At 66.8% G+C, this 15889-nt stretch carries 12 protein-coding genes and 1 pseudogene; 6 read left to right on the top strand and 7 right to left on the bottom strand.

The features are described from left to right. Positions 1-50 precede the first annotated feature (50 nt). The 6 genes and pseudogenes from U4Y91_RS36795 (at position 51) to U4Y91_RS27065 (ending at position 5657) form a co-directional block, all read left to right on the top strand. On the top strand, positions 51-371 hold the full coding sequence (locus U4Y91_RS36795) for a hypothetical protein (protein ID WP_415750502.1): 321 nt from the start codon (positions 51-53) through the stop codon (positions 369-371). Next, complete coding sequence (locus tag U4Y91_RS27085) at positions 289-630, top strand: hypothetical protein (RefSeq protein WP_321807669.1); 342 nt, start codon at positions 289-291, stop codon at positions 628-630. Before U4Y91_RS36795 ends, U4Y91_RS27085 begins: the two co-directional genes overlap by 83 nt. A 46-nt stretch (positions 631-676) precedes the next feature. Next, positions 677-968: pseudogene (locus U4Y91_RS27080) on the top strand (porin); the annotation flags it as partial. A gap of 160 nt (positions 969-1128) precedes the next feature. Then, positions 1129-3579: a glucose/quinate/shikimate family membrane-bound PQQ-dependent dehydrogenase gene (locus tag U4Y91_RS27075; RefSeq protein WP_321807668.1), complete on the top strand. Its 2451-nt coding sequence runs from the start codon at positions 1129-1131 to the stop codon at positions 3577-3579. A gap of 76 nt (positions 3580-3655) precedes the next feature. Then, positions 3656-3829: a hypothetical protein gene (locus U4Y91_RS27070; protein ID WP_321807667.1), complete on the top strand. Its 174-nt coding sequence runs from the start codon at positions 3656-3658 to the stop codon at positions 3827-3829. Positions 3830-4106: 277 nt separating this feature from the next. Further along, a complete protein-coding gene (locus U4Y91_RS27065; protein ID WP_321807745.1) occupies positions 4107-5657 on the top strand; it encodes a phospholipase D family protein in 1551 nt (516 codons plus the stop codon). Between the two features lie 138 nt (positions 5658-5795). Here the strand turns inward: U4Y91_RS27065 and U4Y91_RS27060 are convergent, their stop codons facing one another. The 7 genes from U4Y91_RS27060 to U4Y91_RS27030 form a co-directional block, all read right to left on the bottom strand. Beyond that, the gene (locus tag U4Y91_RS27060) at positions 5796-7631 is read right to left on the bottom strand and encodes a S53 family peptidase (protein ID WP_321807666.1); all 1836 of its coding nucleotides are present in this window, start codon (positions 7629-7631) and stop codon (positions 5796-5798) included. A gap of 241 nt (positions 7632-7872) precedes the next feature. Beyond that, positions 7873-8058 (bottom strand): hypothetical protein, encoded by a 186-nt coding sequence (locus U4Y91_RS27055; protein ID WP_321807665.1) that lies wholly within the window; start codon positions 8056-8058, stop codon positions 7873-7875. Positions 8059-8376: 318 nt separating this feature from the next. Next, positions 8377-8997, bottom strand: a complete 621-nt coding sequence (locus tag U4Y91_RS27050; RefSeq protein ID WP_321807664.1) for a histidine kinase — start codon at positions 8995-8997, stop codon at positions 8377-8379. After that, positions 8994-9683, bottom strand: coding sequence for a response regulator (locus tag U4Y91_RS27045; protein WP_321807663.1), 690 nt, complete (start codon positions 9681-9683; stop codon positions 8994-8996). Before U4Y91_RS27045 ends, U4Y91_RS27050 begins: the two co-directional genes overlap by 4 nt. Then, positions 9680-11125 carry an efflux transporter outer membrane subunit gene (locus tag U4Y91_RS27040; RefSeq protein WP_321807662.1) on the bottom strand — a complete coding sequence of 482 codons (1446 nt, stop codon included), beginning with the start codon at positions 11123-11125 and terminating at the stop codon, positions 9680-9682. Before U4Y91_RS27040 ends, U4Y91_RS27045 begins: the two co-directional genes overlap by 4 nt. Positions 11126-11129: 4 nt before the next feature. Continuing rightward, positions 11130-14273 carry a multidrug efflux RND transporter permease subunit gene (locus tag U4Y91_RS27035; protein WP_321807661.1) on the bottom strand — a complete coding sequence of 1048 codons (3144 nt, stop codon included), beginning with the start codon at positions 14271-14273 and terminating at the stop codon, positions 11130-11132. Positions 14274-14293: 20 nt separating this feature from the next. Next, positions 14294-15454, bottom strand: coding sequence for an efflux RND transporter periplasmic adaptor subunit (locus U4Y91_RS27030; RefSeq protein WP_321807660.1), 1161 nt, complete (start codon positions 15452-15454; stop codon positions 14294-14296). Positions 15455-15889: the final 435 nt, after the last annotated feature.

Here is a 15889-nt window from a genome sequence, read left to right as displayed (position 1 = left end):
GGGCGCCTTCTGCGGCGCCTGATGCACGTATGGCACCGTGGATGCCGGCCGTGACCTCGGACATCGTCGACGCCGGCATTCTCTATACGAGCAAGAGCGTGAATCCCGCGACCGGGCAGAACGCTGGCCATCAGTTTTCGATGGTGACGGGCGGCATGACACCGTCGCTGTTCGGCCTGAAAGGCTCCGAGGATCTCGGCGGCGGGGTGAAGGCGGGCAAGCGCCGGGCCTGGGCGGCATCGCCTGATCAACATCGACAACGGCGGCACACTGACCGATATTTGCGTGATGGACAGCGACAAGGTGGTGCGCACGAAGACGCTGACGACGCCGCACGATCTGTCGCAATGTCTGTTCGACGGATTGCGTAAGGCATCCGAAGCAATCTACGGACGCGAGGATCTCGAGGCGCTGCTGCTGTCAACGGCGGCGATCCGCTATTCGACGACGCAAGCATCGCGCACGATGTTTGGCGAGGGTGCCGCGATCGAGGACTGCCGGCTGGTCTACACGCTCGAGGCCACCGGCGCCGACGGCAAGACGGTCGAACCTGCGTTGCAGGGTCGGGCGTTGCCGCCGGGCATTGAGCCGGGCACCACGCTGTCGGTGACGCCTGCTTTGCTTACGTGACTAGGCCCCTGTTTGTTCAGAGTTCTTCTCATTTTGCGGTCGGGTGACGCCGCGCTGGGCCGTGACGTCCGCGGGCTTCCATATCCACGTCGACGAAGGCAGCGGCGACGCTTCGCCCGATCCGGGTAGCCACGCAATGCTCTACGCACTCGCTACCACCTATAATCCGAGCAAGCGCACCTTCTTGTACGGCACGATCGCTCACGTGGACAACAGCAAGAACGGCAACTCCTCGGTGTTTGCGACGGCTCGCGATTCCAGCTTCCAGCTCACCGACCCGTCCGAACATGGGCGAAGGGCAAACCGGCGCGTACGTCGGGATGATGCACGTCTTCTAAAGCAACAGGCCTTTTCGCGGAGCGTTTTCCGCACAGCCGGCCACTGCGGGCATAGCGCAATGGCTGGACGACTCGCCGGTGTTCGCGCGGGCGAGCCTCGCCACAGGCATCGAGTGACAAGCGATGCTGGCGCCGTCCTCAAAAGAAGGTTGAGATCATCATGACCAGATCAAGCGAATCATCATCGCCGGGGTTCATCGGCGTCGTAACGCTACTATTTATCGCGCTTACATCGCTCTTTCTGCTGATAGGCGGCACGTACCTGCTCTCGCTCGGCGGTTCGGCGTATTACGTCGTGACCGGCATCGTGCTGCTGGCAGTCACGTGGCTGCTGTATCGCCGCAGTCCCACTGCGCTCGTGCTCTACGCGCTCGTGCTCGTGGGCACTGCCATCTGGTCGCTGTGGGAGTCGGGTCCCGACTTCTGGGCGCTCGCGCCGCGCTCGGGCGTGCTCGTCGTGTTCGGCGTGTGGTTGCTGCTGCTCGTGAGCTGGCGTCTCGACGCGCCGCGCAAGCTCGGCGTTCAGTCGCTCGTCGGCGCGCTCGTGATCTGGGCGGGCGTGCTCGTGTACGCCTGCTTCAACGATCCGCAGACGGTCAATGGCACGATGGCTTCGTCTGTCGGTTCGCCCGCCGCGAACGCCAACGGCATTGACGCCTCGGACTGGCCCGCGTACGGCCGCACTCAGGAAGGCACGCGCTACGCGCCGCTGCAGCAGATCACGCGGGATAACGTGAAGAACCTGCAGGTGGCCTGGACGTTCCGCACGAACGACATGAAAGGCCCGAACGATCCGGGTGAAATCACCGACGAAGTCACGCCTATCAAGATCGGCAATCTGCTCTACCTGTGCTCGCCGCACCAGAAGCTCTTCGCGCTCGACGCGCAGAGCGGCGCGCTCAAGTGGACCTTCGATCCGAAGCTCAAGACCGATCCGTCGTTCCAGCACGTGACTTGCCGCGGCGTGTCGTATGTCGATCTGACGGCGAGCGCCGATGTATCGGCAACGGCTGCTCCGGCTAGTGACGCTGCTGCTTCGGCGCCGCAGGCCGCCGCACCGGCAAGCGACGCTGCCGTATCGGCTACGGGGGCGTGCTCGCGCCGTATCTACCTGCCGGTCAACGACGGCCACCTGTACGCGGTCGACGCACTGACAGGCGAGCGCTGCGCGGGCTTCGGCAGCAATGGCGACCTCGATCTCCAGCACGCCATGCCGGTCACCACGCCGGGTATGTACGAGCCAACTTCGCCGCCGGTTGTCACCAGCAAGGTGATCGTCGTAGCGGGCGCGGTGGAAGACAACTTCTCGAACCGTGAACCGTCGGGCGTGATCCGTGGTTACGACGTGCGCACGGGCCAGCTCCTGTGGGCGTTCGATCCGGGCGCGAGTGACCCGAACCATATCCCGGGCCCGGGCGAGCACTACACCTGGAACTCGCCGAACTCATGGGCGCCCGCCGCCTACGACGCGAAGCTCGATATCGTCTATCTGCCGATGGGCGTGCGCACGCCGGACATTTGGGGCGGCGACCGTACGCCGGAAATGGAGCGATATGCAAGCGGCCTGCTCGCGCTGCACGCCTCGACGGGCAAGCTGGCCTGGTTCTACCAGACCGCTCACCATGATCTGTGGGACATGGACATGCCGTCGCAGCCGACGCTCGCCGACATCACGACCAAGGACGGCAAGACCGTGCCGGTCGTGTACGGGCCGGCCAAGACCGGCAACCTGTTCGTGCTCGATCGCCGCACCGGCGAAACCGTCGTGCCGGCTCCGGAACTGCCGGTGCCGCAAGGCGCCGCGCCTGGCGACCGTACCTCGCCGACGCAGCCGTTTTCCGAACTCACGTTCCGTCCGAAGAACCTGCTCACGGACAAGGACATGTGGGGCGCGACGATGTACGACCAGTTGGTCTGCCGCGTGATGTTCCACAAGCTGCGGTATGAAGGCACCTTCACGCCGCCGTCGCTGCAAGGCACGCTGGTGTTCCCGGGCAACCTGGGCATGTTCGAGTGGGGCGGCATTGCGCTCGACACCGATCGTCAGATCGCCATCGCCAACCCGATTGCGCTGCCGTTCGTGTCGCGTCTGATCCCACGCGGTCCGGGCAACCCGATCGAACCGGCATCGGGTGCCAAGGGGAGCGGTACGGAATCGGGTATCCAGCCGCAGTACGGCGTGCCGTTTGGCGTGACGCTGAACCCGTTCCTCTCGCCGCTTGGCCTGCCCTGCAAGCAACCGGCATGGGGCTACATCGCCGGTATCGATCTGAAGACCAACGAGATCGTCTGGAAGAAGCGTATCGGCACGGTGCGTGACAGCTCGCCGATCCCGCTGCCGTTCAAGATGGGGATGCCGATGCTGGGCGGCCCGATGATCACGGCCGGTGGTGTGGCATTCATCGGCGCAACGGCGGACAACTACATCCGCGCGTTCGACGTGAACAACGGCAAGCAACTCTGGGAAGCCCGTCTGCCGGCAGGCGGCCAGGCCACGCCGATGAGCTACTCGATCAACGGCAAGCAGTACGTCGTGATCGCCGCAGGCGGCCACGGCTCCTTCGGCACGAAGCTCGGCGATTACGTGATCGCTTACGCGCTGCCGAACTAACACGCGTTGCTGTTCGCACCGAGCGCCGGACAGAGGTATCGAGCCTCGCGGCGCACGGTCCGATCCCCGAAACGGCATGCCTGGCATGCCGTTTTTTTGCCTGCTTTCTGGCGACTCTTTTGCCAACCTGATCTTTTTCGACATGAGCCAGCTCTGCCAGATGAACACGGGATTGTCGATCAATGGCGCTTTGCACGAGGTGCCCGGAACTTCGGTGGGTACCACGGTGGGCCTTCGCCATACGTTCTAGGTAAAGGTGCAGGGCCACGACGCTGCACAAGTGTCGAAGCGCGCTGCGTCCATCGAGTGTGTGGTCTCGATCGTTCACATCGGCGTCGCATGTCGTATCGCCGCCACCGGGGAAACACGGAGAGCGTGCCGTCCCGATATCAATCGAAGTATGCTGTGGCGCGACCGGCGCGCACGCTCGGGATTCGTCGAACGCGCACGCCGGAGACCAGCGCCGCGCCCCGTCCGGCAGCCAGAACAAACACAAACAGACTTCGCCCGACAGTGGGGTGGCCATCATGATCATGTTGCGTTCGTGGAGTGCGATTCTCTCGTTGCTGATGCTTGCCGCGTGCGCCAGCCTGCCGCCGCAGGCTGATCGCGCGCCGACGCATGCGTTCTCCGATACCGAAAACACGCGCCTCGGCGCGGCGTTCCGCCAGCAGGCCGCCACCCATCCTGGGCAGGATGCGTTTCATCTGCTGCGCGACCCGGTCGATGCACTCGATGCGCGCGTGCTGCTCGCCGATCGCGCGGACCGCTCGCTGGACCTTCAGTACTACATCTGGCACGACGACCTGACCGGGCACGAGCTCGCGGATGCGATCATCCGCGCGGCCGATCGCGGGGTCCGCGTGCGCGCGCTGCTCGACGATCTCGGGACGAACGCGGACGACCGCAAGCTGCTCGAGATCAGCTCGCATCCGAACATCGAGATCAGGCTCTTCAATCCGGTCGCCACACGCCACTTCAAGAAGATCGGCACGGTGCTCGAGTTCTCGCGGGTCAACCGGCGCATGCACAACAAGGCGATGATCGCGGACAACCAGGCGGCGATCGTCGGCGGCCGCAATATCGGCGACGAGTACTTCGGCGCGTCGTCGATGCTGGAGTTCGGCGATCTCGACGTGGTCGTGCACGGCCCGGTCGTGAAGGACATCTCGACCGAATTCGATACGTTCTGGAATTCGCCGTATGCATATCCGGTCGATGCGCTGGTCGGGCACGACGCGGCGCCCGGCGGCCTCGACCGCGAGCGCGAACGGCTGCGCGATTACCTGCGCGCGATGGAGGACAATCCGTACGTGCTCGAGGCCCGGCAAAGGCTCGACCAGATTGTGCATGGCCAGGGCACGGATCTGTCGTGGGGGCGCGCGACGGTCCTGTACGACGATCCGGCGAAGATCGCACGGGCCCCGAAGGACAGCGAAGGGCACCTGATGCCGCAACTGCGCGCGCTCGCGTTGCGGCCCGAGCACGAACTGCTGATCGTGTCGCCGTATTTCGTGCCGGGCAAGGAGATGGTCGAACGGCTGCGCACGCTCACGGCGCGCGGCGTGAGCGTGACGATCCTGACCAACTCGCTCGCATCGACCGACGTCGCGGCCGTGCACGCGGGTTACCGGCGCTACAGGCGCGATCTCGTCGAAGCCGGCGTGCGGCTTTACGAGCGGCGCCCCTCCGGCGACAAGAGCATCTCGAAGCGGGTCATCATCGGCTCGTCGCGTGCGTCGCTGCATGCAAAGACGTATGTGTTCGATCGCAAGAGCATCTTCATCGGATCGATGAATCTCGACCCGCGCTCGCTGAACCTCAATACCGAGATCGGCGTTTACTGCGAGAGCCCGGCGATTGCATCCGAAGTCGCGACGGACCTGGTGCCGCGGCTCGATCGAATCGCGTGGCGCGTCGAAGCGAGGACCGACCCGGCCGGGAAGGGGCGGCTCAAGTGGATTCAGACCGACGCGGACGGGAAGGTGACCGAGCTCGATCACGAGCCGGAGGTGTCGGCGGCGCGGCGCATGGAAGTGTGGTTTCTCGGCTTGTTTCCGATCGAATCGCAGCTTTGATTTCGCTTGCCCGCGACAGACGCGGGCGGCGTGTGCCGATGGTCGTCGTCGATCGGGACGCGTTGCGCTCATTGCCGCGAACACGGTTCCGGGCGCGCAAAACGACCCGCACCCGGAACCGCACGGCTCATCGCACGATCAGCGCGCGAAATCCGACGTGCCCTGGATGAACGCGTTCAGCTTCGAGATGTTCACGCTGCCGAAGCCCGTCGTCGCGTCCCAGCCGGCCTTCGCCTTGTAGCCGTATGTACCGCTGCCGTTGTTGCCGGACGTCACGTCGTGCAGCAGCGCCGCATTGCTCGGGAAGTACTTGTAGATGCTCGACGCCGGGAAGCCGAGCGCGTTGTTGTTCGCCGATTGCAGCCGCGCCCAGATGCCGGTGAAGATCGGCGCGGCGAGGCTCGTGCCGCCTTCGTTGTTCAGGTAGCCCGAACCCCACAGCGTGTCGGACGTCTGGCCGTTCACCACGAGGATCGCACCGGTGCGCAGGTCAGCGTCGAAGCCGACGTCCGGCAGCGCGCGCTTGGTCGACCCGGTGAGGCTCGACGATTGCCACGCCGGCGCGGCTTCGTACTTGCTGTAGCCGCCGCCCGTCGACCACACGGTGCCCGGTTGCCAGCCCGGATCGTTCCATACGATTTCGCTGTTGTACGCATTGGTCGACGTGTTGGTGAACAGCGTTGTGCCGCCCACCGCGATCACGTACGGCGACGTCGCGGGCTCGCTCACGGTGTAGGTCGAGCGCGACGGCGTGCCGCTCGCGCATTCGTACGCGCCGTGGTCGCCGGCCGATACGGAGAAGGTCTGCCCCTGCGCGACGGCCTGCTTGAAGATCGTGTCGTCGGTCGCTTGCGAGCCGGTGCTGTACGAGGACGATTCGCATACGCCGAGCGACACGTTGATGACTTTCGCGACGTTGTCGCTTACCGCCTTGTTGTACGCGGCGGTGATCGCCGTGAGCGTCATCGACGGCGCCACGTAGAACACGACCTGCTTCACGCTGCCGCCGGCGGCGCCGACGATCGACTGGCTGTCGAGGTTCCATTCGACGGTGCCGGATGTATCGGTGTACGAACTGCCTGACGGACCCGTCTGCACGACGCTGCTGCTGATCGTGCCGAGACCGTTGTTCGCGGCGAACGTGTTGAGGTCGCTGACGGTCTGCGACAGATCGCCTTCGGCGATGATGCCGACCGTGGTCTGCGAGGCCGTCGGCGTGCCGTCGCCGCCGTAGAGCGGCGAGAATTCCGTCGGGTTGTGCGGTACCGCGGACGCGCCCGCGGGGATCGTCAGGTTGCTGGTGTTGCCTTGCGGCTTGCTGCCCGCGCCGGTGTGCATGAGCTCGACGTTCTGCAGGCCCAGCACCGCGCCGACGATGCCGCCGATCGCGTTCGGCACCTGCGCGGCATCGGTGTTCGCGTAGACGCTGCGGCCGTTGCGCGTGAAGCGCTTGAGCGTCGTGCGGAACGCCGACTTGACCGTTGCCGCGGAGCCGGAGGCGGACACGAGCAGGCGGTTCGGCGCGACCATGATGTTGACGAAGCCGGCCTGGCGCAGGTGCGCGACGACGGAGGCGACCTGCCGGTCGGTCGGCGCGTACTGCGCGGCGAACTGCGCCGGCGTGAGGAACTGCTTGTAGTGCGGCGAGCCGGGCGTATGCAGGTCGTGCAGGTACTGGTCGAGTTGCGCTTCGTTGCGCAGGTTCAGCCCGAGCACGATGTCGACCGATTCGCCGGGCGCCATCTCGGTGGCAGCCGCGGCAGCGGCGGCGGTGCTGGCCGCCGGCGCGCCGGCGGTACTGCTGCTTTCACCTTGCTGGACGAGCGGCAGGAAGCCCTTGGTGCGCGTTTCCGTCCAGCCGGCGGCGGGTGCGGCATGGACGGTCGCCATGCCGAACGAAGCGGCTGCCGCGGCGGCGAAGGCGAGCTTGACGATGCGGATGTGCTTTTGTTTCTTGTCTGCAACCTGATTCATGTTGAATTACCCCTCCGGTTGAACCTCGAACGGCACGAACAACAACGGTCGACAGCGGCGCGGATCGTGCGCCGCCGATATCCGCCGCGCTCGCGTGGATGGCGCGGACGCGACGGGGCCTTTCGCCCGATCCGCAAGGGTGGTGATCCTCCGGGGGCGAAATGCTGGAATGCTCGGCAATGGAGGCGCTGCGCCGCGATGCAGGGCGGCCGCGCCAGCGGGCTTGATGCAGGCGGGATGACTAGAGCAACAGTTTTGGTGTCCTGCTCATTCGGTTCGATCCTTCGGCCTGCTGCCGGACGGCAGCTGCCCAATGAAATGCATCGGGATGTTGCATGCGCCAACGGAAGAAGAGGCGGTCGGCGGCGAGAACTTCGGTGCGGCGCAAGCGCAATGCGTCGAGCGGAATCGATTGCGTGGTGGGCAATTCGTCAGATTGCTTGAATCGGACGGTATCAAGAACGAAAGTTCGGTGTCAAACTTTTTCTGATTATATGAAACAAAATTAAATTGAATAAGCTGAAATGATTTTGAAAAGTTGCGGGGTATTTTGTAATTTTCAAAGACGCTATCGGATGTAATGGCGGATCGGCGCGCCGGATAATTGACGATTCCATTCGTAATGAGCGAATGGTTGTGGAGGAAACATTCGAGCCGCAGACGCCGGCTGCTCCGGTCACGCGTCGCGCAGGGCGCTCGCCGGCGAATGCGTAACGCAATCCGGTCTGCCATTCGCACGGAAACTTCAACGGCGCTCCCGTCGCCGAAGCTCGAGCTTCGGCGTGTCGTGCCGCTCGACGGCCTGCAGGTCGTCGACGAGCCGGAACAGGCCGTCGACACAGTGCAGCAGGCGTTCGTCCGGCGCGTCGCCGCTTGCCGACGCAAGTGTCTTGATCTCGTCGAGCCGCGCTTCGAGTTCCGCAAGCGGGGCGCGCACGATGCGGTCCGCATCGGCGGGCGAGGTCGTTTCGTAGGCAGTTGCGTGCTTGAGACGAACGGTCATGGCATTGAAGTCCTCGATGAATTGCGACATGGCGCTCGGGCAACCGTCGCGGTAAACCGCGCGCACCGAAAGATCGTCGGCGACGATCCGGCCGGCAGCGTGCGCGGCCGAGTCGAGCGCTTCGAGCGCTTGGCGAATCAGCCGGCACAGGTCGGCGGCCGCCGCCAGCAGCCCGGCCAGCAGCAGCGCCGCGAGCACCGGGTACGTGAATGCGTCGTGGTGCATCGCGTCGCGTGATGGTCCGGCCGGATGGCGCAACGCGTCGCTGATCGACACGGCGGCGCCGGCCGCCAGCACGGCGACGATCGCGAGCAGCACGATCGCCCGCCCGATTTGCCGGCTCGGCGTCGCCGGCCGGTTCACGGCATGCCCCGCAACCGGTAACCGACCCCGCGCATCACGTCGGGCATGCCGCGCGCGCCGGCCTGTTCGAGCTTCCTGCGCAGCCGGCTGAGGTGGCTGTCGATCGTGCGTTCCATCGCGCTCTCGTCGGCCATGCAGGCATCGAGCAGTTCGCCGCGCGTGAACACGCGGCTCGGCGCACGTGCCATGTGCGCAAGCAGCCGGAATTCGGTGAGCGTGAGCGACACCGGCACCTCGACGGATTCCGTGCGCACGCGGACGAGATAGCTGTCGGTGTCGATCTCCAGGTCGCCGACCCGCAGCACGTGCACGGCCGACGGCGTGCGCGCGCGACGCAGGATCGCGCGCAGGCGTGCGACCACCTCGGCCGGGTCGAACGGCTTCACGATGTAGTCGTTAGCGCCGGCGTCCAGCGCCTGCCGCCTGTCGATGTCCCGGTCGAACGCGGTGACGACGACGACCGGTGTCGTACAGCGCCGTCGCAGTTCGGTCAGCACGTCCCAGCCGTTGCGGCCCGGCAGCTTGACGTCGAGCAGGATCAGGTCGGGTACCAGGTGCGGCTGCACGTCGAGCACGGCCTGCCCGTTGCCGACGCGGTAGGTGCGATAGCCGTCGTGCGTCAGGTAGGCGTCGAGGATGTCCGAGATGTCGGGTTCGTCCTCCGCAATCAGGATCAGCGCGCTCATCGTTGCTGCGCCACGTTGGTCGACGGCGCGACGTCGGTATCCGTCAGCCCGCCGCCGAGCGCCTTGTAGAGCGCGACGGCATTGGACAGTTCGCTGCGGCGCAGGTCGAGCAAGGCCTGCCGCGCCGCGTACAGCTGGCGCTGCGAATCGAGCAGCTCCAGCCGCCCCTCGACGCCCGCGCGGTAGCGCAGGTTCGACAGGTCGGTGCGGCGCTCGGCCGATGCGACCACGCGCGTCTGCGCTTCGATCTGCCGGCCGAAGGTCTCGCGTCCGGCGATGCCGTCGGCGACTTCGCGGAACGCGGTCTGGATCGAGCGCTCGTATTCGGCGACGGCGCTGGACTTGCGCACTTCCGCGAGACGCAGTTCCGAGCGCAGCCGGCCGCCCTGAAAAATCGGGACGGTGACCTGCGGCGCAAAGCTCCACACGTTCTGGCCGCCGGCGAACAGGCTGCCCATCGCGGGGCTCAGGAAGCCGATCGACGACGTGAGCGACAGCCGCGGAAAGAACGCGGCGCGCGCCGCGCCGATGTCGGCATTGGCCGCGACGAGGTTCTGCTCGGCCTGCTGGATGTCCGGCCGGCGGAACAGCAACGCCGACGGCAGGCCGGCCGGCAGTTGCGTCATGACCGGCTGCTGTTCGAGCGGCAGCGGGTCCGGCAGGTCCTTCGGCGGCTCGCTGCCGAGCAGCAGGCGCAGCGCGTTGCGCGCCTGCTCGACGGCACGCGTGCGCGCTTCGAGGTCGGCGGTCGCGTTCGCGACCTGGCCTTCGGCCTGCGCGATGTCGACGCCGCTCGCCTGGTGCGCTTCCTTCAGGCGGCGCGCGAGATCGAGCGACTGCTGCCAGTCGCCGAGGGTGCGCTCGGCGAGTGTGCGCTGCTCCTGCGCGAGGCGCTCCGCGAAGTACGCGTCCGCCACGGCGCCGACGAGCGCGATCTGCACCGCGCGGCGGCCGTGATCGGTCGCGAGGTAGCGCGCGAACGCCGCGTCTGACAGCGACTTGACGCGGCCGAACAGGTCGATCTCGAACGCGCTGATGCCGAGGTCGACGCCGTACCGGTTCTGCGTCGATTCGAGCAGCGGCGGATTCGACTGCGGGTCGGCCGCGGTGCGCTGGCGCGTGAAGCTGGCGCCGGCGTCGATCGACGGCAGGCGCGCCGAGCGCTGGATGCCGTACTGCGCTTCGGCGGCCTCGACGTTCAGCGCGGCCAGCCGCAGGTCGCGGTTGTTGCGCAGCGCAACCTCGATCAGGCGCTGCAGGCGCCGATCGCCGAACATCGTGCGCCAGCCGAGATCGGCCACGTTCGCGTGCAGGTCGGCGGCAGCGGCGGCCGTATAGGCGGTCGGCACCGGCAGCGCGGGTTTCACCAGCGCCGGCGTCAGCGAGCAGGCGGACAGCGCGAGGGCGGCGCACACCGCAGCGGAAAGAATAAGCAATCGCATGGCATCAACCTTGTTGTTCGATATGCAGCGCGTCGGGCTTGCGGCGCGCGGCGCGCCATGCTCCGATGCGTTCCTGGATGCTCATCACGAACACGAAGAACACCGGGACGAAGAAAATCGCCAGCACCGTGGCGGTCACCATGCCGCCGAATACGCCGGTGCCGATCGCGTGCTGCGTTTCGGCGCTCGCGCCGGTCGCGATCATCAGCGGCACCACGCCGAGGCCGAACGCGAGCGACGTCATCAGGATCGGGCGCAGGCGCAGCTTCGACGCTTCGACGGCCGCCTCGATCAATCCCTTGCCTTCCTCGCGCAGCTGCTTCGCGAATTCGACGATCAGGATCGCGTTCTTCGCGGACAGGCCGATCACCGTGATCATCCCGACCTTGAAGAACACGTCGTTCGGCAAGCCGCGCAGCAGCACCGCGCCGATCGCGCCGAGCAGGCCGAGCGGCACCACCAGCATCACCGACAGCGGGATCGACCAGCTTTCGTACAGCGCGGCGAGCACCAGGAACACGACGATCATCGACAGCACCATCAGCATCGGCGCCTGCGACGCCGACTGGCGTTCCTGCAGCGACTGGCCGGTCCACTCGACCGCGAAGCCCGGTGGCAGTTGCGCCGCGAGACGTTCCATCTCGGCCATGGCTGCGCCGCTCGACTGGCCCGGGGCGGCAGCGCCCGAGATCCGCGCGGACGGGTAGCCCTTGAAGCGCACCATCTGCAGCGGCGTCTCGGTCCACACGGGGCGAACCACTTCGGACAGCGGCACCATGCCGCCGGCCGCGTTGCGCACGTACAGCTTCATCACGTTGTCGAGCTGCATGCGCGCCGACGCGTCGGCCTGGATGATCACCTGCTGCATGCGTCCCGCGTTCGGGAAGTCGTTCACGTAGGTCGAGCCCATCGCGGTCGACAGCGTGTCGCTGAGCGTCGTGAACGACACGCCGAGCGCCTCCGCTTTCGCGCGGTCGATCTCGAGCCGGACACTCGTGCCGGCCGGCAGACTGTCCGGGTACACGCCGGTCACGATCTTGCTTTGCGCGGCAAGTTCGAGCAGCTTGACTTCAGCCGCCTTGAGCGCCGCGGCGCCCTGATTGGCGCGGTCTTCCAGGCGCATCGAGAAGCCCGAGCTGTTGCCGAGTTCGTCGATCGCCGGCGGCAGCAGGCTCATCACCGTGCCTTCGGTCACACCGGCCATCGCTTGCTGCGCGAGCATGCCTTCCTCCACGGTCGACGAGCCGCCGCCGTACTTCCAGTCCTTCATCACGGACCAGTTGATCGCCGCGTTCGGACCTTGCCCCGAGAAGCCGTAGCCGATCACGGAAATGCTCGACTGGATTGCCGGACGCGCAGCAAGATGCTTCTCCAGCGTCTTGACCACGTCATGCGTACGCTCGGCGGTAGCGTCTGCGGGCAGCAGAAAGCTGGTGATGAAGTAGCCCTGGTCCTCGTCCGGCAGGAACGACGACGGCAGGCTGCGGAAGCCGAGCACCAGTGCGCCCGAGATCGCGATGAACACCAGCATCACGCGGCCCGTGCGGCCGACCAGGCGGCCGACGCGCGTCTCGTACCAGTTCGTCAGGTGTTCGAAGCGGCGGTTGAACCAGCCGAAGAAGCCGCGCTTCTCGTGGTGACCCGGTTCGAGCGGCTTGAGCATGGTCGCGCACAGGGCTGGCGTGAGCGTCAGCGCGAGCAGCGCGGAGAACAGGATCGACACGGCCATCGACAGCGTGAACTGCTGGTAGATCACGCCGACCGAACCGCTCGCCATCGCCATTGGCAGGAACACGGCGGTCAGCACCAGCGTGATGCCGATGATCGCGCCGGTGATTTCCTTCATGGCCTTCGACGTCGCGTCCTTCGGCGACAGCCCTTCTTCGGCCATCAGGCGCTCGACGTTCTCGACGACGACGATCGCATCGTCGACGATGATGCCGATCGCGAGCACCATGCCGAACATCGTCAGCACGTTGATCGAGAAGCCCGTCAGCAGCATGACCGCGAACGTGCCGAGCATCGCGACCGGCGCGACGATGGCCGGGATCAGCGTATAGCGCACGTTCTGCAGGAACAGGTACATCACGAGGAACACGAGCACCATCGCCTCGAGCAGCGTCGCCAGCACCTTCTCGATCGAGATCTTCACGAACGGCGACGTGTCGAGCGGGATCGAGTAGGACATGCCGGACGGCATCGACTTGCTCAGTTCGGCCATGCGCGCACGGATCGCCTCGGCGGTCTTCACGGCATTGGCGCCCGGTGCGAGCTGTATGCCGGCGAGGGTGGCCGGCTGGTTGTTCTCGCGGCTCACGAACAGGTAGTTCTGCGAGCCGAGCTCGACGCGCGCGACGTCGCCGAGCACGACCTTCGAGCCGTCCGCGTTCGCGCGCAGTACGACCTTCGCGAACGCTTCCGGCGTCGTGAGCTGGCCTTGCGCGGTGAGCGGCACGGTCACGCGCTGGCCCGGCAGCGCGGGCAGCGCGCCGAGGCTGCCCGGCGCGATCTGCACGTTCTGCTGGCCGATCGCGCTCGTCAGGTCGCTCATCGACAGGCCGAAGTTGATCAGCTTCTGCGGATCGACCCAGACGCGCATCGCGCGTTCGGAGCCGAACTGCAGGACGCGCCCGACGCCGTCGACTCGCCGCAGCTCCTCGGAAACGCTGCGCGTCATGTAGTCGGCGAGCGCACCTTCGTCGACGCGGCCGTTGTCGGAGCGCAGGCCGATCAGCATCAGGAAGCCGGACGACGCGGATTCGACGATCAGCCCGTTCTGGCGCACGGCCGCGGGCAGGCGCGGTTCGATCGACTTGATCTTGTTCTGCACGTCGACCTGCGCCAGTTCCGGATCGGTGCCGGGCTTGAACGTCACGGTGATCTGCGCGGCGCCGGACGTATCGGCCGACGATTCGAAGTACAGCAGGTTCTTGACGCCGGACAGCTCGCGCTCGATGAGGCTCAGCACGCCGTCGTTCATCGTCTGCGGCGTGGCGCCCGGGTAGTTCGCGGTGATCGTGACGGACGGCGGCGCGACCGACGGGTAGCGCGCGACCGGCAGCTGGGGGATCGCGATCAGCCCCATCAGGATGATGAAGAGGGCGATCACCCACGCAAAGACCGGGCGGCGGATAAAGAATTCAGCCATGACTCGTGACTCCTCCCGACTCAGCGCGCGGACGCGGTGACGGCCGCGTCAGGCGACTTCCAGTCGGCCGCGGCGACAGGCGCGCCGTCGACCAGGCGCTCCATCCCTTCGACGACGATCTTCTGGCCGGCCTGCAGGCCCGACTTGATGCGATAGCTGCGGTTCGTCAGCTCGCCGACTTCGACGGCCTTCAGATGCGCGGCGCCCTTCGCGTCGAGCACCCACACCTGCGGCTTGCCGCCGGCGCGCACGACGGCCTGCTGCGGCACCGTCACCGCGTCCGCGTAGTGCGCGCGCGGAATGCGGGCGCGCACGTACATGCCCGGCAGCAACTGGCGCTTCGGGTTGTCGACCAGCACGCGCAGCAGCACGTCACCGGTGCCGGGGTCGACGTTGACGCCGGAGAACAGCATGCGGCCCCGCGCGTCGTAGCGCGTGTCGTCGTCGCGCAGCACGTCGACCGGCAGGCCGTTGCTGTCCGCCGCCCGCGGCTGTGCCGCGAGCGCGCCGCGTAGCGCGTCGAGCGACGCGGCCGGCTGGCGCACGTCCACGTAGACCTGGTCGATCTGCTGGATGAGCGCCATCGGCTGGCTATCGCCGCTCGACACCAGCGCGCCTTCGGTCACGAGCGCCTGGTCGATGCGGCCGGCGATCGGCGCTTCCACGGTCGCGAATTTCAGGTCGAGCTGGCGGCGCGCAAGCGTCGCGCGGGCCTGCGCGACGTCGGCGGCGGCCTGGTCGCGTTGCGACACGGCGTCGTCGTACACCTGGCGGCTGATCGCGTCGCCCTCGACGAGCGGCTTGAAGCGCGCCGTCTGCACCTTCGCGCGTTCCAGCGCGGCCTGCGCGCGTTGCAGCGACGCGGCGGCCGTGTCCATGTCGGCCTTGAACGGCGCGGGATTGATCTGGAACAGCGACTGGCCGGCGCGCACTTCGGTGCCTTGCTCGAACAGCCGGCGTTGCACGATGCCGCTGACCTGCGGCCGGATTTCGGCGACCCGCACGGCCGCGACGCGGCCCGGCAGATCCTCGGTCACGTCGAGGCGTGCGGCGGCCAGCGTCATCGCCGCGACCGGCGTGGCCGGCGCGGCTGCCTGCTGCTCTGCGGGTCCGCAACCCGCCAGCAGGGCCACCGTCAGCGCACTGGCGGCGCCGTAGCGGCATCGTTGTTGATTCTTCATAGCGACTCCAGGAAGCGCAGGCAGCCCACTGCCTGCTTTGACGGGCTGGAGTGTGCGGCGCTTGGTTGGCGTCTTTTATGCGGGAAGATGGAGATTCGATGGAGACGGCGAAAGAACCGGCAAGGCGGGGGAATGGGGCAGGGCGGCGCGAGGTGACTTCGTCGGACGAATCGATGCGGCTGCACGCGCTGTCGCGTCCGGTTCGTCGTTCGACACCTTGCGAGGCGGCCCGTCCACGCGATATCGGAGCGGGTTGTCAGCCCGTTATGCGCAGGGCGGTGCAGCGGGCGGCGAGCGGGATGCCGGCGCGAAGCCGGCCACGCCGGCGAACGCAGCGAAGCGCGTTCGGCGCGCGAAGAAAACCGCCGCACGTTGAGCGCGGCTATCCGTCGTTCGATGGCGCCCGCACGGCGCGACCCGCGGTGGTCGCGCCAG

This window comes from Burkholderia sp. BCC1993, assembly GCF_905339865.1.
Classification (GTDB): Bacteria; Pseudomonadota; Gammaproteobacteria; order Burkholderiales; family Burkholderiaceae; genus Burkholderia.
Note: the sequence above shows the minus strand (reverse complement) of the source record. Positions and strands in the feature narration are given on the sequence as shown.

Bases quoted from the DNA above. Each gene is read 5' to 3' on its own strand.
- U4Y91_RS27085 (WP_321807669.1), top strand. From the start codon at position 289: ATGGACAGCGACAAGGTGGTGCGCACGAAGACGCTGACGACGCCGCAC.
- U4Y91_RS27075 (WP_321807668.1), top strand. From the start codon at position 1,129: ATGACCAGATCAAGCGAATCATCATCGCCGGGGTTCATCGGCGTCGTA.
- U4Y91_RS27070 (WP_321807667.1), top strand. From the start codon at position 3,656: ATGCCTGGCATGCCGTTTTTTTGCCTGCTTTCTGGCGACTCTTTTGCC.
- U4Y91_RS27065 (WP_321807745.1), top strand. From the start codon at position 4,107: ATGATCATGTTGCGTTCGTGGAGTGCGATTCTCTCGTTGCTGATGCTT.
- U4Y91_RS27060 (WP_321807666.1), bottom strand. From the start codon at position 7,631: ATGAATCAGGTTGCAGACAAGAAACAAAAGCACATCCGCATCGTCAAG.
- U4Y91_RS27045 (WP_321807663.1), bottom strand. From the start codon at position 9,683: ATGAGCGCGCTGATCCTGATTGCGGAGGACGAACCCGACATCTCGGAC.
- U4Y91_RS27040 (WP_321807662.1), bottom strand. From the start codon at position 11,125: ATGCGATTGCTTATTCTTTCCGCTGCGGTGTGCGCCGCCCTCGCGCTG.
- U4Y91_RS27035 (WP_321807661.1), bottom strand. From the start codon at position 14,273: ATGGCTGAATTCTTTATCCGCCGCCCGGTCTTTGCGTGGGTGATCGCC.
- U4Y91_RS27030 (WP_321807660.1), bottom strand. From the start codon at position 15,454: ATGAAGAATCAACAACGATGCCGCTACGGCGCCGCCAGTGCGCTGACG.